21 protein-coding genes, 1 tRNA gene and 1 pseudogene are annotated in these 21631 nt (G+C 57.3%); 9 read left to right on the top strand and 14 right to left on the bottom strand.

All coding sequences use genetic code 11. The features are described from left to right. Positions 1-4 precede the first annotated feature (4 nt). Both mgtA and D5067_RS20380 read left to right on the top strand, forming a co-directional pair. Positions 5-2713, top strand: coding sequence for a magnesium-translocating P-type ATPase (mgtA, locus tag D5067_RS20385; RefSeq protein ID WP_119935761.1), 2709 nt, complete (start codon positions 5-7; stop codon positions 2711-2713). A gap of 205 nt (positions 2714-2918) precedes the next feature. Beyond that, the gene (locus D5067_RS20380) at positions 2919-5303 is read left to right on the top strand and encodes a beta-N-acetylhexosaminidase (RefSeq protein WP_119935760.1); all 2385 of its coding nucleotides are present in this window, start codon (positions 2919-2921) and stop codon (positions 5301-5303) included. Between the two features lie 90 nt (positions 5304-5393). On the opposite strand, the gene gbpA is transcribed toward D5067_RS20380, so the two are convergent. The 5 genes from gbpA to D5067_RS20355 form a co-directional block, all read right to left on the bottom strand. After that, positions 5394-6845, bottom strand: a complete 1452-nt coding sequence (gbpA, locus tag D5067_RS20375) for an N-acetylglucosamine-binding protein GbpA (RefSeq protein WP_119935759.1) — start codon at positions 6843-6845, stop codon at positions 5394-5396. A 136-nt stretch (positions 6846-6981) separates the two neighbouring features. Beyond that, positions 6982-7368, bottom strand: a complete 387-nt coding sequence (gene ridA, locus D5067_RS20370) for a 2-iminobutanoate/2-iminopropanoate deaminase (protein ID WP_003863373.1) — start codon at positions 7366-7368, stop codon at positions 6982-6984. 73 nt (positions 7369-7441) lie between these two features. Further along, on the bottom strand, positions 7442-7903 hold the full coding sequence (pyrI, locus tag D5067_RS20365) for an aspartate carbamoyltransferase regulatory subunit (RefSeq protein WP_119935758.1): 462 nt from the start codon (positions 7901-7903) through the stop codon (positions 7442-7444). Between the two features lie 12 nt (positions 7904-7915). Then, positions 7916-8848: an aspartate carbamoyltransferase gene (gene pyrB / locus D5067_RS20360; protein WP_119935757.1), complete on the bottom strand. Its 933-nt coding sequence runs from the start codon at positions 8846-8848 to the stop codon at positions 7916-7918. Between the two features lie 34 nt (positions 8849-8882). Further along, on the bottom strand, positions 8883-8987 hold the full coding sequence (locus D5067_RS20355) for a pyrBI operon leader peptide (RefSeq protein ID WP_071524139.1): 105 nt from the start codon (positions 8985-8987) through the stop codon (positions 8883-8885). On the opposite strand from D5067_RS20355, the pseudogene D5067_RS20350 reads away from it, so the two are divergent. Continuing rightward, a pseudogene (locus D5067_RS20350) lies at positions 8967-9084 on the top strand (hypothetical protein). The gene D5067_RS20355 and the pseudogene D5067_RS20350 overlap by 21 nt on opposite strands. A gap of 3 nt (positions 9085-9087) precedes the next feature. On the opposite strand, the gene D5067_RS20345 reads toward D5067_RS20350, so the two are convergent. The 5 genes from D5067_RS20345 to arcA form a co-directional block, all read right to left on the bottom strand. Then, positions 9088-9567, bottom strand: coding sequence for an arginine repressor (locus D5067_RS20345; protein ID WP_003863366.1), 480 nt, complete (start codon positions 9565-9567; stop codon positions 9088-9090). Between the two features lie 80 nt (positions 9568-9647). Next, complete coding sequence (locus tag D5067_RS20340) at positions 9648-11051, bottom strand: YfcC family protein (RefSeq protein WP_119935756.1); 1404 nt, start codon at positions 11049-11051, stop codon at positions 9648-9650. Between the two features lie 46 nt (positions 11052-11097). Next, the gene (gene argF / locus D5067_RS20335; protein ID WP_119935755.1) at positions 11098-12102 is read right to left on the bottom strand and encodes an ornithine carbamoyltransferase; all 1005 of its coding nucleotides are present in this window, start codon (positions 12100-12102) and stop codon (positions 11098-11100) included. A gap of 123 nt (positions 12103-12225) precedes the next feature. After that, entirely contained in the window at positions 12226-13137 is a 912-nt protein-coding gene (locus D5067_RS20330; protein WP_119935754.1) for a carbamate kinase, read from the bottom strand. A 10-nt stretch (positions 13138-13147) separates the two neighbouring features. Next, positions 13148-14368: an arginine deiminase gene (gene arcA, locus D5067_RS20325; RefSeq protein ID WP_119935753.1), complete on the bottom strand. Its 1221-nt coding sequence runs from the start codon at positions 14366-14368 to the stop codon at positions 13148-13150. 676 nt (positions 14369-15044) lie between these two features. On the opposite strand from arcA, the gene D5067_RS20320 reads away from it, so the two are divergent. Then, a complete protein-coding gene (locus D5067_RS20320; protein ID WP_119935885.1) occupies positions 15045-15497 on the top strand; it encodes a YhcH/YjgK/YiaL family protein in 453 nt (150 codons plus the stop codon). 162 nt (positions 15498-15659) lie between these two features. On the opposite strand, the gene D5067_RS20315 is transcribed toward D5067_RS20320, so the two are convergent. From D5067_RS20315 to argL, 4 genes are all read right to left on the bottom strand, one after another. Continuing rightward, entirely contained in the window at positions 15660-16112 is a 453-nt protein-coding gene (locus tag D5067_RS20315; RefSeq protein ID WP_119935752.1) for a DUF3828 domain-containing protein, read from the bottom strand. Between the two features lies 1 nt (position 16113). Next, positions 16114-16476 (bottom strand): CHAP domain-containing protein, encoded by a 363-nt coding sequence (locus tag D5067_RS20310; RefSeq protein WP_119935751.1) that lies wholly within the window; start codon positions 16474-16476, stop codon positions 16114-16116. A 260-nt stretch (positions 16477-16736) separates the two neighbouring features. After that, the gene (argF, locus tag D5067_RS20305; protein ID WP_119935750.1) at positions 16737-17741 is read right to left on the bottom strand and encodes an ornithine carbamoyltransferase; all 1005 of its coding nucleotides are present in this window, start codon (positions 17739-17741) and stop codon (positions 16737-16739) included. Next, a complete protein-coding gene (gene argL / locus D5067_RS20300) occupies positions 17711-17806 on the bottom strand; it encodes a putative translational regulatory protein ArgL (protein WP_233606871.1) in 96 nt (31 codons plus the stop codon). Before argL ends, argF (D5067_RS20305) begins: the two co-directional genes overlap by 31 nt. A 99-nt stretch (positions 17807-17905) precedes the next feature. Between argL and rraB the strand changes: the two genes are divergently transcribed. From rraB to D5067_RS20275, 5 genes are all read left to right on the top strand, one after another. Beyond that, a complete protein-coding gene (gene rraB, locus D5067_RS20295; RefSeq protein ID WP_119935749.1) occupies positions 17906-18331 on the top strand; it encodes a ribonuclease E inhibitor RraB in 426 nt (141 codons plus the stop codon). A 47-nt stretch (positions 18332-18378) separates the two neighbouring features. Then, positions 18379-19137 carry a tRNA isopentenyl-2-thiomethyl-A-37 hydroxylase MiaE gene (gene miaE, locus D5067_RS20290; RefSeq protein WP_119935748.1) on the top strand — a complete coding sequence of 253 codons (759 nt, stop codon included), beginning with the start codon at positions 18379-18381 and terminating at the stop codon, positions 19135-19137. A gap of 30 nt (positions 19138-19167) precedes the next feature. After that, positions 19168-19899: a topoisomerase II gene (locus tag D5067_RS20285; RefSeq protein ID WP_119935747.1), complete on the top strand. Its 732-nt coding sequence runs from the start codon at positions 19168-19170 to the stop codon at positions 19897-19899. Between the two features lie 106 nt (positions 19900-20005). Then, a tRNA-Leu gene (locus D5067_RS20280) sits at positions 20006-20090 on the top strand. 198 nt (positions 20091-20288) lie between these two features. Then, on the top strand, positions 20289-21551 hold the full coding sequence (locus D5067_RS20275) for a tyrosine-type recombinase/integrase (protein WP_119935746.1): 1263 nt from the start codon (positions 20289-20291) through the stop codon (positions 21549-21551). The last annotated feature ends 80 nt before the right edge of the window (positions 21552-21631 follow it).

Raw genomic sequence — 21631 nt, 5'->3', positions numbered from 1 at the left:
GCCTATGTTTAAAAATATCACCCGGCAGCTGCAGGCCATGCTGAGCCGCCACCTGCCACACCGTCTTATTCAGCGCGACCCGCTGCCAAACGCTAAAAACATCGCGGGGGCGGCCATCCCCGCCTCCCTGACCGAACGCTGCCTGAACGCGGCGGCGATGGATGAAAACGAGGTCTGGCGCGCGTTTGGCGGACACCCGGAAGGGCTAAACGCATCCGAAGTAGAAAAAATCCGCGCCGTGCACGGCGATAACCAGATCCCCGCGCAGAAGCCCTCCCCATGGTGGGTACACCTGTGGCTTTGCTACCGCAACCCGTTCAACCTGCTGCTGACGGTGCTGGGCATTATTTCCTACGCCACAGAAGATCTGTTTGCCGCGGGCGTCATTGCCCTGATGGTCGGTATCTCCACGCTGTTGAACTTCATTCAGGAAGCGCGCTCCACCAGGGCGGCGGATGCCCTGAAGGCGATGGTCAGCAACACGGCCACCGTGTCCCGCGTGATCAACGACCTCGGCGAAAACGCCTGGGTTGAGCTGCCTATTGACCAGCTGGTGCCGGGCGATCTGGTGAAGCTGGCGGCGGGGGACATGATCCCGGCGGATTTACGCATCGTCCAGGCGCGCGATCTCTTCGTGGCCCAGGCCTCGCTGACCGGGGAATCCCTGCCCGTTGAAAAGGTGGCGCGCAGCCGCGACCCGCAGCAGATGAACCCGCTCGAGTGCGACACCCTGTGCTTTATGGGCACCACGGTGGTCAGCGGTACGGCGCAGGCGATTGTGACCGCCACGGGCGGCAACACCTGGTTTGGACAGCTTGCCGGGCGCGTGACGGAGCAGGAAAGCGAGCCGAACGCGTTTCAGAAAGGAATTGGCCGCGTCAGCATGCTGCTGATCCGCTTTATGATGGTCATGACGCCGATTGTCCTGCTGATCAACGGCTACACCAAGGGCGACTGGTGGGAAGCGGCGCTGTTCGCGCTCTCCGTGGCCGTTGGCTTAACGCCGGAAATGCTGCCGATGATTGTCACCTCCACGCTGGCGCGCGGGGCGGTTAAGCTCTCTAAGCAGAAAGTGATCGTCAAGCACCTCGACGCCATTCAGAACTTTGGCGCGATGGACATCCTCTGTACCGATAAAACCGGCACCCTGACGCAGGATAAAATCGTGCTGGAGAACCACACCGATATCGCCGGTAAACCCAGCGATCGCGTGCTGCACACCGCGTGGCTGAATAGCCACTACCAGACCGGGCTAAAAAACCTGCTCGACGTGGCGGTGCTGGAGGGGGTAGATGAAGAGTCTGCCCGCACGCTCTCCGGCCGCTGGCAGAAGGTGGACGAAATTCCGTTCGACTTCGAGCGCCGCCGCATGTCGGTGGTGGTGAGCGAGCAGGAAGATGTTCATCAGCTGATCTGCAAAGGGGCGCTGCAGGAGATCCTGAACGTTTCCACGCAGGTGCGCCATAACGGCGAGATTGTGCCGCTGGACGACACCATGCTGCGCCGCATCAAGCGCGTCACCGATAACCTGAACCGTCAGGGGCTGCGCGTGGTGGCCGTCGCCAGCAAGTTCCTGCCCGCGCGCGAAGGGGACTACCAGCGTATCGATGAATCCGATTTGATCCTCGAAGGTTACATCGCATTCCTCGATCCGCCGAAAGAGACCACCGCGCCGGCGCTGAAGGCGCTGAAGGCGAGCGGTATTACCGTCAAGATCCTCACCGGCGACAGCGAGCTGGTGGCGGCTAAAGTGTGCCACGAAGTGGGGCTGGACGCGGGCAACGTGGTGGTGGGGAGCGACATTGAGCACCTCTCCGACGACGAGCTGGCGAAACTCGCCCTGCACACCACGCTGTTTGCGCGTCTGACGCCGATGCACAAAGAGCGCATCGTCACGCTGCTGCGTCGCGAAGGGCACGTGGTGGGCTTTATGGGCGACGGCATCAACGACGCGCCCGCGCTGCGCGCGGCAGATATTGGTATCTCCGTCGACGGCGCGGTGGATATTGCCCGCGAGGCGGCGGATATCATCCTGCTGGAAAAGAGCCTGATGGTGCTGGAGGAGGGGGTGATCGAAGGCCGCCGCACCTTCGCCAACATGCTCAAGTACATCAAAATGACCGCCAGCTCCAACTTCGGTAACGTCTTCAGCGTGCTGGTGGCGAGCGCGTTTCTGCCGTTCCTGCCGATGCTGCCGCTGCACCTGCTGATCCAGAACCTGATGTACGATGTTTCTCAGGTCGCTATCCCGTTTGATAACGTGGATGACGAGCAGATCCAGAAGCCGCAGCGCTGGAACCCCTCCGATCTCGGCCGCTTTATGCTGTTCTTCGGCCCGATCAGCTCCATTTTCGACATTCTGACCTTCTGCCTGATGTGGTTTGTGTTCCACGCCAACACGCCGGAACACCAGACGCTGTTCCAGTCCGGCTGGTTCGTGGTGGGTCTGCTGTCGCAGACGCTGATTGTGCACATGATCCGCACCCGCCGCATTCCGTTCATCCAGAGCCGCGCGGCGTGGCCGCTGATTATCATGACGGGCATTGTGATGGCGCTGGGTATCGCGCTGCCGTTCTCACCGCTGGCTGGCTACCTGCAGCTTCAGGCGCTGCCGCTGAGCTACTTCCCGTGGCTGGTGGCGATCCTCGCGGGCTACATGGTGCTGACGCAGATGGTGAAAGGGTTCTATGCGCGCCGGTACGGGTGGCAGTAATTTTTTTACCCTCACCCTCTCCCTGGAAGGGAGAGGGGATGATTACACCCTCGCCCCTTTGGGGAGAGGGCCGGGGTGAGGGGACTGGCTTTCCTCCCAAATTCAACAACCTGTGATCTCCGTCGGCGCAATCGCTTGACGACAAATTGAGCGCATGTTAACAGAATGTTTTGCCATTTTTTGGCCCGTCAGATAAGGAACATTCATGTTACGGTACAGCCTCTTAACCGCCGGGCTGATGCTCGGCGCCTCTGCGTTTGCCGCTCCGGCAGGCGACCTCCCCTTAATGCCCTGGCCTGCGAAGGTCGAGCGCCCGACGACCCAGGGCGCGCTGGTTATCGACAATAAAATTTCCGTCAGCGTCAGCGGTGATGACCTCGGTGACGCCGTCAACCGCCTGCGCCAGCGCATTGCCCTGCAAACCGGCTGGACGCTGCAGCCGCAGGTTGAAAAACCAGACCAACCGACCATCCGCATCGCCATCGCCAAAAAGGTAAAACCGCAGCCGCTGCCGGACAGTGATGAAAGCTATAAGCTCACGGTGGACGCCAGCGGCGTAGATATCTCTGCCAACACCCGCTTCGGCGCGCTGCGCGCCATGGAAACGCTGCTCCAGCTGATGCAGAACGGAGCGGAAAACACCTCGCTGCCGTGGGTTTCCATCGAGGATTCACCGCGCTTCCCGTGGCGCGGGCTGCTCCTGGACTCGGCGCGCCACTTTATCCCGCTGCCGGATATCAAACGTCAGATCGACGGCATGGCCGCCGCTAAGCTTAACGTTCTGCACTGGCATTTGACCGACGATCAGGGCTGGCGCTTCAGCTCGAAGCGCTACCCTAAGCTGACCCAGCTTGCCAGCGACGGGCTGTTCTACACCCCGGAGCAGATGCGCGAGGTTGTGCGTTACGCCGCCGAGCGCGGCATTCGCGTGGTGCCGGAGATTGACATGCCGGGCCACGCCTCGGCGATTGCCGTGGCCTATCCGGAGCTGATGAGCGCGCCGGGGCCGTACGAAATGGAGCGCCACTGGGGCGTGCTGAAGCCGGTGCTGGACCCGACCAAAGACGCAACCTACGCCTTTGCGGACGCGATGGTCAGCGAACTGGCGGCGATCTTCCCCGATCCGTATCTGCACATCGGCGGCGATGAGGTGGACGACAGCCAGTGGAAAGCGAACGCCGCGATCCAGAATTTCATGCGCGATAACAGGCTGGCGGACAGCCACGCGCTGCAGGCCTATTTCAACCGCAGGCTGGAGACGATCCTCGAGAAGCATCGCCGACAGATGGTCGGCTGGGATGAGATTTACCATCCCGACCTGCCGAAAAGCATTCTGATCCAGTCCTGGCAGGGACAGGACGCGCTGGGGCAGGTGGCGCAGAACGGCTACAAAGGGATCCTCTCCACCGGCTTCTATCTCGACCAGCCCCAGTCCACCGCCTATCACTACCGGAATGAAATTGTCCCGCAGGGGCTGAACGGCGTGGACGTGATAGCGGACGCCGACAGCGCTCAGAGCTGGGCCTTCTCCATGCCGCGCCTGAAGGGCAAGCCGGTGGAGGGGAGCTTCACGCTGGTAAAAGGCGATGCGGGCTGGCGCGGGTTTATTGATTTTGCCGGGAAATCCCGCCGCGCGGTGCAGGATATTGAATGGCGCGATGACAATCAGGTGACGTTTACCGTTGATACCTGGATGGGCGAAACGCGCCCGGTGGTCTCCGTCGATAACGACAAACTCACCGGCTATTTCCTGGTGGGGAACACGCGCTACCCAATCAGCGGCACGCGCCTCGACGAGGTGCCAAAAGGCACGCCGCCGGCGGTGCCGGAAACCGCGAACGAGGCAAACCTGCTCGGCGGAGAAGCCGCGCTGTGGGCAGAGAACGTGGTCGCGCCGGTGCTGGATATCCGCCTGTGGCCGCGCGCCTTCGCGGTGGCTGAGCGGCTGTGGTCGGCGAAGGACGTCAACGACGTCGACAACATGTACACCCGCCTGCAGGCGATGGACAGCTGGTCAACGGTATCGGTAGGGCTTCAGCAGCATACTCAGCAGCAGGTGCAGTTCACGCGCCTTGCGAACAATGCCGATACCCTGCCGCTGCAGATCCTCGCCCAGGCCGTCGAGCCGGCGCAGTATTACACCCGTCAGCACCTGAAGTTCCAGGCCGGAAACTATCATCAGTTCGAGCCGCTCAACCGATTTGCTGATGCGCTGAACGCCGAAAGCGCTACCGTGCGCCAGATGCACAAATGGGTCGACCGTCTGGTGAGCGACGCGGAAGACGCCGAAAGCGCCGACGCGCTGCGCCACGTCTTTAACCGCTGGCAGAGCAACACCAGCGACGCGCTGGCGCTAAGCGAAAACAGTTATCAGCTGAAGGCCATCAGGCCGGTGATTCAGGAAGTGGACAAGCTGGCCTCGATTGGCCTGAGGCTGACGGACCTGGTAGCACGTCAGGGCACGCTGGACGACAAAGAGATCGCGTCGATTCAGAGCGAGCTGGATAACGCGGCGAAGGTTCAGGACGAAGCGGTGATTGCGGCGGTCTATCCGCTGGAGACGCTGCTCAGAGCAACGCGGAATCAGTAGACCCCCTCACCCTAACCCTCTCCCAAAGGGAGAGGGAATTTATACACCCTCTCCCTTTGGGAGAGGGCCGGGGTGAGGGAACCAGACCACTCAGTTCTTCAACACCCACGCCTCTTTCCAGTGCGAACCCGTGCCTGGCTCAAACTGGGTGGCATTCTGGCTCCACTGGATGCAGTACCCGCTGTACGGGAAAGGCTTACATTCGTAGGTCTTACCGTCCTTAGGCTGAAGCACTACGGTACCTGCCTTATAGGAGGCGATATTGTCCGGGAAGGTATAGTCGTGGTGGCCGGTGCTGTCTGCCGCGGCATCGCCTTCCAGCATCAGGTTCAGCACGTCCTGGGCGAACATGGTGCCGTCTTTGTTGGTGGCGTAGTATTTCAGCATATGGTGGCCCGGCGTGACGTCAGTCAGCGTCATGGTGACGTCCTGGCTGGCGTTGTTCATGTCCTGCTTCAGGTAACCTTTTTCCGCGCCGTGGTGGTTCATCACGTGTGCTTCCATATTCACGTCGCCCTTGGTGTTGACGTGGAAGGTCACGGTCGCGTTGCCGTGCGCGATTTTGCTGTACTGCAGATCGGTAACGGCGATGGTCTCATTCACCTGCGCTTTCTGCTCTTCATACGAGACGGCCACGGACTGCAGCGTGCTGCCGTCTTTCACGAATACGCTGTTCGCGCCGTGAACCGGGCTGATTTCACCCGCATCGTCCTTCACGCCGACGCGCACGTCGCTCTGGGCGGCGTTGATTTTCTGCGCAAGATCGTAAGACCACTGGTTAGCGTCGCCCTGCCCGGCGGAGCCGATGGTCATTTCGGTACGCATGGAGGTCACTTCTCCGTTGGCGTCGAAGAAGCGTGCAATCACCTTATCGCCCGCGTTCAGGTTGTTACCCGCAACCTGGCCGCTCAGGGTTTTGCTCCACTGGGATACGACAGCAGGCGTTTCGTCCGGCGTGACGCTGCCGCCGTTACCGAAATCAACGTCGATAGCCTGATAGAAGCTATTTGTGGTGTCAGCAATTTCCCATACGCCATAAATAACCTGGTAGCCGGTACGCTCAGGAACATTACAGTTCATTGGCTGAGTTACAGCGGGCGCCTGGCTATTACCATTGATAGTACAGAACGGGGTTAATTCAAACTGGTCGCGGGTCAGCGGCTTATTTGGATCCCAGTTTTGTTTGGTAATGTAATAACGCCAGTTGACGGTTTTATGCGGTGCAGTATGGTGCCAGACAAATTCATGAGGGCCTGCCGTCATTGGGTTTTTCGTCCACGCGTTCAGGCTCTGCTTATCCAGCTGAGAATACTGAGAGATGCCCGCGCTGGCGAGCTGGCCGTCCGCGGGCTCAGCGCCTGACGGGAAGCCGGAGGTTTTTTCCACGCTCTGCGGTTCGTACTGGACGGCGCCACAGTCGATATTTTGGCCAAGCTTACACATATAGGCGCGACTGGCCGGCGATTCTATATATCCGTGCGCAAGTGCCGAAGACGCAACGGTTAACGTCGCGACGGCAAGTGCAATTTTTGAAAGTTTCATGACTCATCCATTATTAGAGAATATTACCGGGCGGGAAGAGTCTAATAACGGAGCGGGCGGTGAGTCATTTTATTCGGAGAGTAAAAATAGCCGAAATAAAAGGCAGCCTGAGCTGCCTTCTGTTTATTGAAACGAATTAGCGACGTACGGCAATCGCTTCGATTTCAATTTTCACGTCTTTCGGCAGACGCGCGACTTCCACGCAGGAGCGCGCCGGGAAGGTGGCGTTATGCTCGGTGAAGAACGCTTCGTAGGTGGCGTTAACGGTCGCGAAGTCGTTCAGATCTTTCACGAACACGGTGGTTTTCACGATGTCGCCCACCTTCAGGCCTGCAGATTCTACGATCGCCTGCACGTTTTCCAGCGACTGACGCGCCTGCGCCGCCACGTCGGCCGGCACTTCACCGGTTTTAGGGTTCACCGGGATCTGGCCAGAAGTGATGATCATGCTGCCCAGATCAACGCCCTGAACGTAAGGGCCAATGGCCGCTGGTGCATTTTCCGTCGCGAGTACTTTGCTCATTTTTTCTCCAGAATTACAGCGTTAAGAATGTTCCCGGCCATTATAACAGCCGGGATTTCATTACCAACCTCAATTAGTTGGCCAGCACCACATAATGAGAAAACTCTTTTTCGCAGTATTTGCATTTGAGCGCGATGTCATTGGCGCGCTTTTTCACTGCAAAACTGGAGGAAACCGGCTCAGCGTGGCTGATGCAGTTGCTGTTCGGGCAGACCAGCACGCTTTCAATGCGGTCCGGCAGGTTCGGGCGGGATTTGCCCACCACGTCGTAATCGTCGATGCGGTTAACGGTGGCGTCCGGCGCGTACAGCGACAGCTGGTTAACCTGCTCGTCGGTCAGGAAGGTGTTCTCGATTTTGATCAGGTCTTTGCGGCCCATCTCGCCCGACGGCAGGTTCAGGCCGATGGTGATGCGCTGGTCGGTTTCGGTCAGTTTAAACAGCGTCAGCAGCTTAAAGCCCACCTGCGCAGGGATGTGGTCAATCACGGTGCCACGCTTGATGGCTTCAACCTGGAGTTTGTTATCGTGTGTCATTGTCGTTTCCCCTTACAGTGCCAATTCGCGATTCAGAACCAGTGCCAGTAACGCCTGGCGGGCGAAGATGCCGTTTCCGGCCTGCTGGAAGTACCAGGCGTGCGGCGTTTTATCCACGTCGGTGTGGATCTCATCGATGCGCGGCAGCGGGTGCAGCACCTTCATGTTGGCGCGCGCGCCCTCGAGGTCGCTGGCGCGCAGCACGAACTGCGCCTTCACGTTGGCGTATTCGGACGGGTCCAGACGCTCTTTCTGCACGCGGGTCATGTAGAGAATATCCACGTTAGCCACCACCTCTTCGATGCTGGCGTGCAGGCTCCACGCAATGCCTTTCTCGTCCAGCATATCGAGGATGTACTGCGGCATCGCCAGCGCGTCCGGCGCGATGAAGAAGAAGCGGTTGCCGTTAAATTTCGCCAGCGCCTGGGTCAGGGAGTGGACGGTGCGGCCGTACTTCAGGTCGCCAACCATGGCGATGTTCAGGTTCTCAAGCGTGCCCTGGGTTTCCTGAATGGTGAAGAGGTCGAGCAGGGTCTGGGTCGGGTGCTGGTTCGCACCGTCGCCGGCGTTCAGTACCGGAATGCCGCCGGAAAACTCGGTCGCCAGACGCGCCGCGCCCTCCTGCGGGTGGCGCATCACAATGGCATCAACGTAGGTGCTGATAACTGAAATGGTGTCCGCCAGGGTCTCGCCTTTTTTGCCGAGCGACGTGTTGCTGCTGTCCGAGAACCCCACCACGCTCGCGCCCAGGCGGTGCATGGAGGTTTCAAAGGAGAGGCGCGTGCGGGTAGAGGCTTCGAAGAAGCAGCTCGCAATCACCTTGTGCTTTAGCAGCTCCGGTTGCGGATTGGCCTTCAGTTTTGCCGCGGTTTCCAGAACCAGTTCCAGCTCTTCGCGGCTGAGGTCGTTTATGGAAATGATGTGTTTTTGATAAAGCGGATTCATGTTTATCTCCTGACGCCGGGCAAAAAAAAGCCCCTCAAATGAGGGGCTCTGGGAATAGGTTTAGCAACGGGAAGAAAAACGGCAGGCCAGCGTCTGATTTCAGACGCGGTAAGACGATATGTCGTACACGCTTGACCATGCTTCCTCCCGGCAAATTGTCGGGCATTATACGCAGCTCGCTTTGCGGATCAAGCGATTTAATGCACGCTTTACTCAATGCAAACGGTTCTTTATGAATATTAATGCGTTCTGAGTAAATAATTAATTTGCTTATGCACCAGCGCGGTACGCTTCACGACCCGCGGGGCGACCCAGACGATACTGCTTCCGGCCACCACGCCTAAAATTTCCGGCAGCTGGTGATAATCCAGAATTCGCGCCACCGCGCGGCCATATCCGGCAACCGTATGGATAAGGATAAATTCGCTATTGTGCTCCACGCTCACCACCATTTCGGACACGGTGCGCGCGGCGTCGGGGGCAGGGCGTAGCTGGGGATTCAACGAATAAATCTTTAGCCCTTTGGCATTTCGAATTTTTATGACGCCAAGCAGCTTGAGCAGACGCGAAACGGTGGACTGGCTGATGGTTTCAAAACCACGCTCCTGCAGGTCGCGGCGGATCTCTTCCTGGGAGAGATAGCTCTTTTCCGCGATAAGGCGCTGGCAGACCGTCAGCTGTAGTTGCTCTTTGGGAGAGTACTCTTCGTAATCCATCATAGTTCCCATATCAGTTCCCGAAATAACCGGTGGCACCGCACCGATCCGTAGGCCGGATAAGCGCAGCGCCATCCAGCAAATTACAACAGGGCGCCCAGGCTTAACGCCACCATAATCACCACCGTTAGAATGCCCAGCAGCGGCGCAACCCATTTCAGATAACGCACGTAGGGCACGCGGGCGATAGCCAGCCCGCCCATCACGACGGCAGAGGTGGGAGTGACCAGGTTAACGATGCCGGACGCTGACTGGTAGGCCGTGACCACCAGGTCGCGGTTGACGTTAGCGAAATCGGCAAGGGGCGCCATGATCGGCATCGTCAGAACGGCCAGGCCGGACGAAGAAGGCACAAGAAACGACAGCACCACCTCCAGCCAGTACATCACGTTGATGAATGCCACCGTGGACAAACCGGTAACCATTCCCTCTGCGCTATGCAAAATGGTGTGGGTAATCATGCCCTTATCCATGATGACTACGATACCGCGTGCGATGCCGATAATCAGCGCGACGCCCAGCAAATCTCGCGCGCCGTTGATAAACGTCGAGGTCAGCTCCTCTTCGCTCATCCGCGCAATCAGGCCGACGATAATCGCGCTGGCGAGAAACACCGCCGAGATCTCCGCCATCCACCAGCCCAGCACCGCCACGCCGTAGATCATTACCGCGAAGGCGAGGGCAAAAATCACCAGGATGAGTTTGCGCACCGGGGTGAACTCCAGCGACTGCTCGCCCCTGCTGCCGAGGAAGTGGGCGCGGTTCTCTTCCTGCTTATCCGCAACGATCGACAGCGACGGATCCTTGCGCACCTTTCGAGCGTAGCGCATCACCCACGCCACGCAGATGATCCAGCCGATGACCAGCAGCGCCACGCGCAGGGCGATACCGTTGGTGAAGGGGATCCCGGCGGCGTTGGCGGCGATCACCGTAGCAAAGGGGTTGATGGTGGAGCCGAGGGTGCCGATCCCCGCCCCGAGCAGCACCGTGGAGGCGGCGACAACCGGATCGAAACGGGCGGCCAGCATCACCGGCACCAGCAGGGTATAGAACGGCAGCGACTCTTCGGCCATGCCGTAAATCGTGCCCCCTGCGGCAAACAGCGCCATCAGGATCGGGATCATCCACTCCTCGCGGCCGCGCAGCCGGGTGGTGACGCGTTCGATGCCGGCGTCAATCGCCCCGGTTTTGGTGACGATCCCGAGAAATCCCCCGATGATCAGGATAAACAGCGCCACGTCGATCGCCCCGGCCTGGCCGGATTCCGGATCGTAGAGCCCGGCAATCGGCGCCATCAGCACCGAAACCAGCCCCTGCGGATGCGCCGCGACGTGCGCATAGGTCCCGGCAACCGGTACTTCCTTACCGAGCGCCTCGTTCATTGCCATATGGTACTGCCCGGCCGGTACAACCCACGTCAGCACGGCCACGACGGCAATCAGAAAAAAGAGGATGGTGTAAGCGGAGGGAAACTTGAACTTGCCCATGATGTTCTCCTGAACCCGGCGCACCCCGCGGCGCGCCGGGCGGTGATTAGTCGCCGAGTGTCGCCACCATGACCGCTTTAATGGTGTGCATGCGGTTCTCTGCTTCGTCAAAGACGATGGAGTTCGGTGATTCGAAGACCTCTTCCGTCACCTCCAGCCCCTTCAGGCCGTACGCCATCTCGATCTCGCGGCCCACTTTGGTGTGCTCGTTGTGGAACGCCGGCAGACAGTGCATAAACTTGACGTTCGGGTTGCCGGTAGCCTTCATCACCTGCGCGTTAATCTGATACGGCTTCATCAGGCTGACGCGCTCGGCCCAGGCCTCCTTCGGCTCGCCCATGGAGACCCACACGTCGGTGTAGAGGAAATCGGTACCCTGCACGCCTTCTTCCACGTCGTCGGTGAGGGTGATGCGCGCGCCCGTCTCTTTCGCGATGGCGCGGCACTGCTCAACCAGCCCGGCTTCCGGCCAGAAGGATTTCGGCGCCACGAGGCGGATATCCATCCCCATCTTGGCCGCCCCGACCATCAGCGAGTTGCCCATGTTGTTTCGCGCGTCGCCGAGATAGGCAAAGCTCAGCTCCGGCAGGGTTTTGCCCGGCGCGTGCTCCAGCATGGTCATCAGGTCGGCGAGGATTTGCGTGGGGTGGAACTCGTCGGTCAGGCCGTTCCACACCGGCACGCCCGCGTACTCGCCCAGCTCCTCGACGATGGCCTGGCCGTAGCCGCGGTATTCGATGCCGTCATACATACGGCCTAATACGCGGGCGGTGTCCTTCATCGACTCCTTATGGCCGATCTGCGATCCGCTTGGGCCGAGGTAGGTGACCTGCGCGCCCTGGTCAAACGCGCCCACTTCGAAAGCGCAGCGGGTGCGGGTGGAGGTTTTTTCAAAAATCAGGGCGATGTTTTTCCCGACCAGGGTTTGCTTCTCACGCCCGGCTTTTTTGGCGGCCTTGAGTTCGATGGCGAGGTCGATGAGGTACTGGATCTCCGCCGGGGTGTAGTCCAGCAGTTTCAGGAAGTTGCGGTTTTTCAGGTTGATGGTCATGGGTAAATCCTTTTTAAATTTTGTGCTGTCTGATGCCCTCACCCCGGCCCTCTCCCACGGGGAGAGGGGGGGGCTTACATTCCCTCTCCCTCCGGGAGAGGGTTAGGGTGAGGGGAAGGGGGTTTAGTTACGAATCAACGTGCCTTTCTCGCCCGCCAGGATCTCCGCGCCGTCACTCAGCGCGCCGATCCCGGCAATGCCGCCGCAGGCCTCAACAAACTCGCGGCAGGCGGCCACTTTCGGCCCCATCGATCCGGCGTCGAACTGCATGCCTCTGAGCAGCTCCGGCGTCACCTGCGCCAGCGGGCGCTGGGTCGGCTTGCCCCAGTCGAGGTACACCGCGTCGGCATCGGTCAGGATCAGCAGGGCGTCGGCCTCGATCTGGCGCGCCAGCAGGGCGGCGGAGAGGTCTTTGTCGATCACCGCCTCAATCCCGCGATAGCCGTTGGCTTTTTCCACCACCGGCACGCCGCCGCCGCCGTTGCAGATCACCAGGTGATCGCGCTGAATCAGCGCCGTGATGGCGTCGCGCTCGACGATGCGCTTCGGCTGCGGCGACGGTACCACGCGGCGGACGTAGCCCCCGTCGGCCTTAAATACCCAGCCTTTTTCCGCGGTCAGCGCTTTCGCCTGGGCTTCGCTATAAACCGGGCCGATGTACTTGGTTGGGTTGCGGAAGGCCGGGTCGGCGGGGTCCACTTCCACCTGCGTGAGCAGGACGCTCACCTCGCACTGCGGCAGATTGTTTTTCAGCGCCTGCTGGAGCATGTAGCCGATCATTCCCTGGCTTTCGGCGCCGAGAACGTCCAGCGGGTAGGGCGTCACTTTGTCGTAGGCGCTGTTCTGCAGCGCCAGCAGCCCGACCTGCGGCCCGTTGCCGTGCACCAGCACCACGCGCCACTGCTCTGTTAAACCGGCGATGGTGCGGGCGGCCAGCTCGATGTTCTGGCGCTGAATATCCGCTTCCAGCGGCTCGCCGCGCTTCAGAAGCGCGTTGCCGCCAAGCGCCACAACCAGAGTGGGTTTTCGTTCCATGATGGCTCCTTTAAATTCCGTCGCGTTCCAGCGGGCAGCTCATGCAGCGCGCGCCGCCGCGGCCGCGTCCGAGTTCGTCGCCCGGGATGGGCAGCACGGTGATGCCCGCTTTGTCGTACTTCTCGTTGGTCCAGACGTTGCGTTCGTAGCCAATCACCACGCCCGGGCGGATGGTCAGCACGTTGTTGGCGTCGTTCCACTGCTCGCGTTCGGCTTCAAAGGCGTCGCCGCCGGTGGTGATCAGGCGCACCTGGTTAATACCGAGGGCTTTCTCGATGGCGTGCAGCAGGTCGGTTTCCTGCGTGCGCTGCAGGCCGCCGCGTCCGTCCGGGGTGAGCGTCCAGCACTGGGCGTCCTTGCGCACCACTTCCGGGTAGACGGAGAAGGTGTCCACGTCGATGTGGGTCATCACGGTGTCGAGGTGCATGCAGGAGCGGTGTTTTGGCAATTCAACGGCGATCACGCGCTCGGCCTGGCGGTGTTTGAACAGGCTGTTGGCGAGGAACTCCACGCCCTGCGGCGTCGTGCGCTCGGACATGCCGATAAGTACCGCGCCGCGGCCAATCACCAATACGTCGCCGCCTTCTAAGGTGGCGTGGTCGTAATTAATATTCTCGTCGCCGAAATACTTAATAAAATCGCCGTCGGCAAACGCCGGGTGCCAGCGATATATTGCTCGCAGGTTATTCGTTTCGCGCTGGCGCGCAGCTTTTGCCATGGGGTTAATAGAGACGCCGTTATAAATCCAGCACGAGGTGTCGCGGGTAAATAAGTGGTTCGGCAGCGGCTTCATAATAAAATCATTCGCCGTGTGGGTATCCACCACCATATTTTTAATGGCTGCCGGAATCTCACCGTAGGTTAATCCGCCGCTCAGTCTGCGCGCCAGTTCCCGGTGCGGCATATCCGCCAGCCAGCCGCGCACGTCGCCGGCAAAGGTTGGGCCGAGGCGATAGTCGGAGATTTGCGTATCCAGCAGCCAGGCTTTCGCTTCTGCAATATCAAGCGTTTGTGTCAGAAGGTCGGTTAACAGCAGGACTTCCACACCCTGCTCGCGCAGCGTGTTTGCGAAGATGTCATGCTCCTCGCCCGCCCGCTCAACCGAGAGTACGTCATCAAACAGCAGCTCCTGACAGTTTGACGGCGTTAAGCGTTTAAGACTTAAATTTGGGCGGTGCAGCATAACGCTACGCAATTGACCAATTTCAGAACCGACGTAATGCTTTTCCATAATTATTCCTTTAACTGTTTTTCAGAATAAAAAGGGCATGCGCCATGTGATGTGTTTAATTTCATGGCGGCTAAGCTCAATTGATTTCGTGATTCATACTAGGCAGTTAAATAATCCGTATTGTGATACTGCTCACGTGAAATCGGATATTATGGGGTTTGTTTTTATTTGTATGATTCGCATCAGATAATGATTAATTAGATATTTTCCGGCGATGAATGATTAAGCAGGAATCGTTGGCATTATTTGTGGTTGTTATTATTTTGTAGATTTTATTAATTTGAAATATATAGACATGTAACTGATTTAAAAGGAAAAATTGGATGGTAGGGAATGGCTATGCATGAAAGGTAATTAACTATTTTTGACTTAATTGAAATCAATAAATAATTATGGGTTTTTAGAGCAAATAAACAAAACAGTAAAATGTGAAGCTGCAACGGTTTTTGTTAATAAGAGTTAATAATCAGTGGGTTAGCGCTTCCTGTGCCATATGCGGCTTCTGAGGTTATGCATAACCTCTGCATAATTGCCTGGGCAGGATTAACAGAGAATTAACACCTTTTCCGATAAACATGCGCTCGCGCAAATGTTGTTTAAAAAGCGGTGGTATGGCAGTTCGAATTCTCGTATAAAAGATAAAAATGAAACGGTGTTTTATATCGAGGGTTCAATCATGATTATTGGTAACATCCACCATCTGCAGCCCTGGCTGCCAGAAGAGCTGCGCCAGGCTATCGAGCACGTAAAAGCGCACGTCACCGACGCCACGCCGCTGGGCAAGCACGACATCAACGGCAACAGCCTGTTTTATCTTGTCTCCGAAGACATGACCCAGCCGTTCGCCGAGCGCCGCGCCGAGTACCACGCGCGCTATCTGGACATCCAGATTATTATGAAGGGGCAGGAAGGGATGACCTTCAGCACCCTGCCGCACGGCGCGCCGGACACCGACTGGCTGGCGGACAAAGACATCGCGTTCCTGCCGGAAGGCGAGCAGGAAAAAACCGTGGTGCTCAGCGAAGGGGACTTTGTGGTGTTCTACCCGGGCGAAGTGCACAAGCCGCTGTGCGCGGTGGGGACGCCTGCGCAGGTGCGCAAGGTTGTGGTGAAGCTGCTGATCGGCTAAACGGGTTTACGCCCTCTCCCTGTGGGAGAGGGCCGCATCGGCTCCTGATTTGCCCGGTGGTACGATTATTGATATCGTTGCACAAAGTAGGCTGGGTAAGCGCAGCGCCACCCGGCAAGAAAGACGCACTGAACCACTATCCTGGTCAGAACTTTGTTTGGCTCATTTCGCGATGGCCAGATTTCTTGAAAAATCCGCATTAGAAACTGACTGTACCTTCCATAAGTTGTTTTCCTTAACCATGCAATCTATGACTACGTGGTCCTGCTTTTTACCAAATGCAATGTATACGTTGACACAAACTGGATCGGTATCCCCGGCTATGGCTGTAACATTCTGGGGCCAGTCATCGCCGACGTATTGCGCTTTTAAAAATATATCAGCCTCGTAAAACTCTTCGTCTGCATAGCGAGGATGCTGAGTGTGTCGGAGTTTTTTCATTGTTGATGCTGTGACATATTTATCTATTTCGTTCCCATCAGTAATGGGAAATGCATCTTTGTTGATTTGATTAACGTACCAGCTGTTAAATTTTACAGCACGCTCAATCGGGTCAGAGTGGCCAGCCATTGCAGAGAAAGAAAATATGAAGAGAAGCAGTAAGATATTTTTCATATCAGTAGTGCCTGTAAAGGGTAATTTTTGGCTGTATCTTCCGATATGTCTGGCCGGGATAAAGGCTGTTCTGTTTAAAATCTGAATACCAGGTACCCGATCCGTCGTAGATACATGCATGCCCATTCTGATGCGCACCTGGTAATGCGTCAATGACTGCGACATCACCCTCAATGGGTGTGCCGTACACCTTGCTGAATCCTGCCTTCTCAGGAGAGCGCCAGAAGTTTTTTGCATCAGCACCATCAATTTTCAAACCTCCGGCACGAATAGCTGCAGCGACGGCGCGAGCGCAGTAACCCGTGCTGTTATGATGTGCGTGGCTGCGGGCATAAGACACAGCTTCATGCTTATTCCATGACATAAAATAATCCTTATTAACGAAACGTAGTAATAAGGAAACATTACACCGAATATATACAATGGTTTGTAATTGATAATGATCTAATATTAACCATCATCTATGTAATAAATAATGGTTAATAAAATCATAAATACATATTATGGTTGATGCTTATCTGAGGAAACGTCAGTAAAATGGTTTTTTCTGCGCGTAAACTGGAAATGATTATCTGCTGAAAAATAATTCAGCAGATAATCACCATCTCAAGGTGGGAGAGAGGGTCACTCCCCAAGCGTCGCCACCATCACCGCCTTAATCGTATGCATCCGGTTTTCCGCCTGGTCGAACACGATGCTCGCCGCCGACTCAAACACCTCGTCCGTCACCTCCATCCCGCCGTGCAGGTCGAACTCCTTCGCCATCTGTTTGCCGAGCGTGGTCTGGTCGTCATGGAACGCGGGCAGACAGTGCAGGAACTTCACGTCCGGGTTGCCGGTCAGCGCCATCATCTGCGCGTTCACCTGATACCCGCGCAGCAGCGCAATCCGCTCCGCCCACTTCTCTTTGGCTTCGCCCATCGACACCCACACGTCGGTATAGATAAAGTCCGCGCCCTTCACGCCCGCCACCACGTCTTCCGTCAGGGTGACTTTCCCGCCGTGCTTCTCAGCCAGCGCGCTGCACTCCGCCACCAGGCTCTCTTCCGGCCAGCAGGCCTTCGGGGCCACAAGGCGCAGATCCAGCCCGGTCAGCGCCGCCGCTTCCAGCATCGAGTTGCCCATGTTGTTGCGCGCGTCGCCCGCGTAGACCAGCGTCATCTCGTTAAACGCCTTGCCCGGCAGGTGCTCCTGCATGGTCAGCAGGTCCGCCAGCAGCTGCGTCGGGTGGAACTCGTTGGTCAGCCCGTTCCACACCGGCACGCCCGCGTACTGCGCCAGCGTTTCGACCACTTCCTGACCGTGGCCGCGGTACTGAATGCCGTCGTACATCCGCCCGAGCACCCGCGCGGTGTCCTTAATTGACTCTTTATGCCCAATCTGGCTGCCGCTCGGCCCTAAATAGGTGACGCGCGCGCCCTGGTCAAATGCGGCAACTTCGAAAGAGCAACGTGTACGGGTCGAGTCTTTTTCGAAGATGAGCGCGATGTTTTTACCGGTAAGCTTCTGTACTTCCTGGCCCTTTTTTTTATCGGCCTTGAGCTGTGCGGCAAGGGTCAGCAGAGAGGTGAACTGTGCAGGGGTAAAGTCGAGCAGTTTCAGAAAGTGTTTCTTGTACAAATCGGACATTTTATCCTCGCATGGCTAATGCCACTTATTGAATTAAAATTCACTTTATATGTGTAATTATTCATTTGCAACCCCGTTTCACAATTCTTTCTTACAAAGGTGGAGGCAAACACGTCCGTGTGTGAAAATAGAAGTATCTGCCGCACTTTAAAGAGGATTGAGCCATGGCAAACCCGGAACACCTGGAAGAGCAACGCGAAGAGACGCGTCTGATTATTGAAGAACTGCTGGAAGACGGTAGCGATCCGGACGCGCTGTACACCATCGAGCACCATTTCTCTGCCGACGATTTCGACGCGCTGGAAAAAATGGCCGTGGAAGCCTTCAAGCTGGGTTACGAAGTGACCGAGCCGGAAGAGCTGGAAGTGGAAGAGGGCGACACCGTCATCTGCTGCGATATCCTGAGCGAAGGCGCGCTGAAGGCGGAACTTATTGACGCGCAGGTTGAACAGCTGATGAACCTGGCCGAGAAGTTTGAAGTGGAATACGACGGCTGGGGAACCTACTTCGAAGATCCGAACGGTGAAGACGGCGAAGAAGGCGACGACGAAGATTTCATCGACGAAGACGACGACGGCGTGCGTCACTAAGCGTTTCAGGCGGTGGCGCGCGCCACCGCTTTTTTCAAGGCAGAACCATGGATTACCCGCAGATACTCGCCCCCGTACTCAACTTCCTCCAGTGCCCGACCCCGCAAGCATGGATTGATAAAGCCCGCGACCCGGCCAATCTGCCGCTGCTGCTCACCGACCACATGGTGTGCGAGCTCAAGGCCGCCCAGACCGCGCTGCTCCTGGTGCGTAAATACGTCGCCGACGAAAGCGGTGCCGACGCGCTGCTCGACTGGCTCAAACCCTACGAACAGTTCACCTTCCGCGACGGCCCGGAGCCGGACTTCATCGCCTTGCACAGGCAGATTGGCAAAAGCGTGATGCCCAAAACCGACGACCCGTGGGGCCAGGCGCTCATCGACAGCATGGTGCTGCTGATTAAAGAGGAGCTGCACCACTTCTGGCAGGTGCGCGAGGCGATGCTGGCCCGCGACATTCCGTACGTCAAAATCACCGCCAGCCGCTACGCCAAAGGGATGCTGAAGGCAGTGCGCACCCATGAACCGCTGACGCTGATCGACAAGCTCATTTGCGGCGCCTATATCGAAGCCCGCTCCTGCGAACGCTTCGCCGCGCTGGCCCCGTTCCTCGACGACGACCTGCAGAAGTTCTATCTCTCGCTGCTGCGCTCTGAAGCCCGGCATTATCAGGACTATCTGGCACTTGCCCAACAGGTGAGCAACGACGATATCTCGCATCGGGTGCAGCATTTTGGCGAAATTGAAGCCACACTTATCTCAACACCGGACCACGAGTTTCGCTTCCACAGCGGCGTGCCGGTGTAAACCGGCATAGCTAAAGGATAAGGATGCGAGATGAATAAAACGTGGACCCGTATTGTCATTGTCGTCGTCGCGGCCGCCGCCGTGGCGTTCTGGGTGTATTTCGACAAACAGCGTATGCAGCGCACCCCTGAACAGCAGCTTGATACCACCCTCAACACGATGCCCGCCTGGCAGGTGATTAAAGAGCAGGAACCCGCGTTCCAGAAGCGCATCCGCGAGCAGATCCTCACCATGCAGAAAGCGGGCGAGTCTGAACAGCACATCATCGACGTCATCCAGCCGCAGATTTTGACCCTGCAGATGTCGCGCCTGCAGCACGCCCCGGACGCCAACGTGGTGGATTATATGAAGGCCAACATGGAGCAGACCGCCGCCATCCAGAAGGTGAGCGACGACGCCTGTTTCCGCTTCCTCTACCCGGCGGTGAAAGGGGGCGTTAACCCGGTGCGGGTGCTGGATAAAGAGATGATGGCGCGGCGCATGCAGGCCGACGCCGACATGATGCGCGCGGCCTACGGCAAAAACAGCCACAATGTGACTCCGGCCGAGCGTGAGGCCGCGGTGACGACCGTCCGCCCGATAATGAAGGCGCTGGCGGATAAATACGGCGAGGACATCCAGCTGCTGCAGATGCCGGAGAACGCGGTGGGCAAAGAGAAGCTCTCCTGCGATATGGTGCAGGACATGTGGGCGAAGGTGCTGAAGCTGCCGGAGCAGAAGGCCGCGGGGGTGATTCGGCTGGCGGTGTCTGAGCTGGAGTGACGAAGGACGCTGGTTTTTTGGGCACTTAGCGCGGGTTTAGCGCGTCGTCGCTTGCATGGCGGCGCGCGACAGGTATAATCCACAACGTTTCCGCATCCCCTTCAGTGCCGAAGTGGCGAAATCGGTAGACGCAGTTGATTCAAAATCAACCGTAGAAATACGTGCCGGTTCGAGTCCGGCCTTCGGCACCATCGGAACATCAATAGACGTCAACGGACGTCTTTTTTTGTGCCTGAAATCCAGTATCCGCAAGGCTTTCCTCGCTTTTTCACTCGACCTAAGTCAACCTGATTCAATCTACATCAACTTACTGATGCGGGTACAACTGCGGGTATATCCGGGTTCTATAATGTTTGTACCCACACAGAACCCTTGAAAGGATACTCATCATGGCTCTGAGTGATGTGAAGGTTCGTTCGGCTAAGCCTGAAGCAAAAGCCTATAAGCTGACTGACGGTGAAGGCATGGTTTTGCTGGTTCACCCTAACGGTTCCAAATATTGGCGGCTTCGTTATCGCTTCGGCGGCAAAGAGAAGATGCTTGCGTTGGGGAAATACCCCGAAGTCTCGCTGGCGGATGCCCGGGCACGCCGGGATGAAGCCCGTAAGCTGTTTGCTAATGGCGTCGATCCCAGTGAGAACAAGAAAGCCGTTAAGGTAGAGCAGGAGCAAGAGGCGATAACGTTTGAAGTGGTTGCCAGAGACTGGCATGCCAGCAATCAAAAGTGGTCGGCATCGCATAGCGCTCGTGTATTGAAAAGCCTCGAAGATAATCTCTTTGCTGCCATCGGTAAGCGGAACATTGCAGAGCTTAAGACTCGGGATCTTCTTGTACCCATTAAAGCCGTCGAGTCATCCGGGCGGCTCGAAGTTGCCGCCCGTTTACAGCAGCGTACTACTGCGATTATGCGCTTTGCCGTTCAGAGCGGCTTAATCGACTATAACCCCGCACAAGAGATTGCCGGTGCGGTAGCTACGGCGAAAAGACAGCATCGTGCTGCTCTGGAACTTAATCGCATTCCTGAATTACTTCACCGCATTGATCACTATTCTGGCAGGCCGTTAACTCGACTGGCGGTTGAACTCACTTTGTTGGTTTTCATTCGCTCAAGCGAGCTGCGTTTTGCACGCTGGTCAGAAGTGGATTTTGAAACGGCTATGTGGACGATTCCGGGAGAGCGTGAACCCTTGGAAGGTGTTAAACATTCTCAGCGTGGTTCGAAGATGCGGACTCCTCATCTTGTTCCTTTGTCGAGGCAGGCTCTAGGCATTCTGGAAAAGATCAAAAGCATGAGTGGGAATCGAGAGCTGATTTTTGTTGGTGATCACGATCCACGTAAACCCCTAAGTGAGAATACGGTAAACAAGGCTTTGCGAGTGATGGGCTATGACACGAAAACGGAAGTGTGTGGGCATGGTTTCAGGACCATGGCGTGTAGCTCGTTGATCGAGTCGGGATTATGGTCGAGGGATGCAGTAGAGCGGCAGATGAGTCATCAGGAGCGTAGCTCTGTGCGAGCAGCTTACATTCATAAGGCGGAGCATCTTGGGGAGCGTAGGCTGATGTTGCAATGGTGGGCTGATTATATTGATGCTAATCGGGAGAAGGCAGTGAGTCCGTTTGATTTTGGGAAACTAGAGTCTACATGGTAGCACCGGCTGTCCTGGGATAAATTTCCGCTGAGGATTAAGTACTCTGAGCAAAGCCTGCCGCCTTGCGGTGGCAGGCATAG

Origin of the sequence: Enterobacter huaxiensis (assembly GCF_003594935.2) — a bacterium.
Lineage (GTDB): Bacteria > Pseudomonadota > Gammaproteobacteria > Enterobacterales > Enterobacteriaceae > Enterobacter > Enterobacter huaxiensis.
The sequence above is the reverse complement of the archived record's forward strand: the minus strand, read 5'-3'. Positions and strand labels throughout refer to the sequence as shown.

Bases quoted from the DNA above. Each gene is read 5' to 3' on its own strand.
- mgtA (WP_119935761.1), top strand. From the start codon at position 5: ATGTTTAAAAATATCACCCGGCAGCTGCAGGCCATGCTGAGCCGCCAC.
- D5067_RS20380 (WP_119935760.1), top strand. From the start codon at position 2,919: ATGTTACGGTACAGCCTCTTAACCGCCGGGCTGATGCTCGGCGCCTCT.
- gbpA (WP_119935759.1), bottom strand. From the start codon at position 6,845: ATGAAACTTTCAAAAATTGCACTTGCCGTCGCGACGTTAACCGTTGCG.
- ridA (WP_003863373.1), bottom strand. From the start codon at position 7,368: ATGAGCAAAGTACTCGCGACGGAAAATGCACCAGCGGCCATTGGCCCT.
- pyrI (WP_119935758.1), bottom strand. From the start codon at position 7,903: ATGACACACGATAACAAACTCCAGGTTGAAGCCATCAAGCGTGGCACC.
- pyrB (WP_119935757.1), bottom strand. From the start codon at position 8,848: ATGAATCCGCTTTATCAAAAACACATCATTTCCATAAACGACCTCAGC.
- D5067_RS20355 (WP_071524139.1), bottom strand. From the start codon at position 8,987: ATGGTCAAGCGTGTACGACATATCGTCTTACCGCGTCTGAAATCAGAC.
- D5067_RS20345 (WP_003863366.1), bottom strand. From the start codon at position 9,567: ATGATGGATTACGAAGAGTACTCTCCCAAAGAGCAACTACAGCTGACG.
- D5067_RS20340 (WP_119935756.1), bottom strand. From the start codon at position 11,051: ATGGGCAAGTTCAAGTTTCCCTCCGCTTACACCATCCTCTTTTTTCTG.
- argF (WP_119935755.1), bottom strand. From the start codon at position 12,102: ATGACCATCAACCTGAAAAACCGCAACTTCCTGAAACTGCTGGACTAC.
- D5067_RS20330 (WP_119935754.1), bottom strand. From the start codon at position 13,137: ATGGAACGAAAACCCACTCTGGTTGTGGCGCTTGGCGGCAACGCGCTT.
- arcA (WP_119935753.1), bottom strand. From the start codon at position 14,368: ATGGAAAAGCATTACGTCGGTTCTGAAATTGGTCAATTGCGTAGCGTT.
- D5067_RS20320 (WP_119935885.1), top strand. From the start codon at position 15,045: ATGATTATTGGTAACATCCACCATCTGCAGCCCTGGCTGCCAGAAGAG.
- D5067_RS20315 (WP_119935752.1), bottom strand. From the start codon at position 16,112: ATGAAAAATATCTTACTGCTTCTCTTCATATTTTCTTTCTCTGCAATG.
- D5067_RS20310 (WP_119935751.1), bottom strand. From the start codon at position 16,476: ATGTCATGGAATAAGCATGAAGCTGTGTCTTATGCCCGCAGCCACGCA.
- argF (WP_119935750.1), bottom strand. From the start codon at position 17,741: ATGTCCGATTTGTACAAGAAACACTTTCTGAAACTGCTCGACTTTACC.
- argL (WP_233606871.1), bottom strand. From the start codon at position 17,806: ATGAATAATTACACATATAAAGTGAATTTTAATTCAATAAGTGGCATT.
- rraB (WP_119935749.1), top strand. From the start codon at position 17,906: ATGGCAAACCCGGAACACCTGGAAGAGCAACGCGAAGAGACGCGTCTG.
- miaE (WP_119935748.1), top strand. From the start codon at position 18,379: ATGGATTACCCGCAGATACTCGCCCCCGTACTCAACTTCCTCCAGTGC.
- D5067_RS20285 (WP_119935747.1), top strand. From the start codon at position 19,168: ATGAATAAAACGTGGACCCGTATTGTCATTGTCGTCGTCGCGGCCGCC.
- D5067_RS20275 (WP_119935746.1), top strand. From the start codon at position 20,289: ATGGCTCTGAGTGATGTGAAGGTTCGTTCGGCTAAGCCTGAAGCAAAA.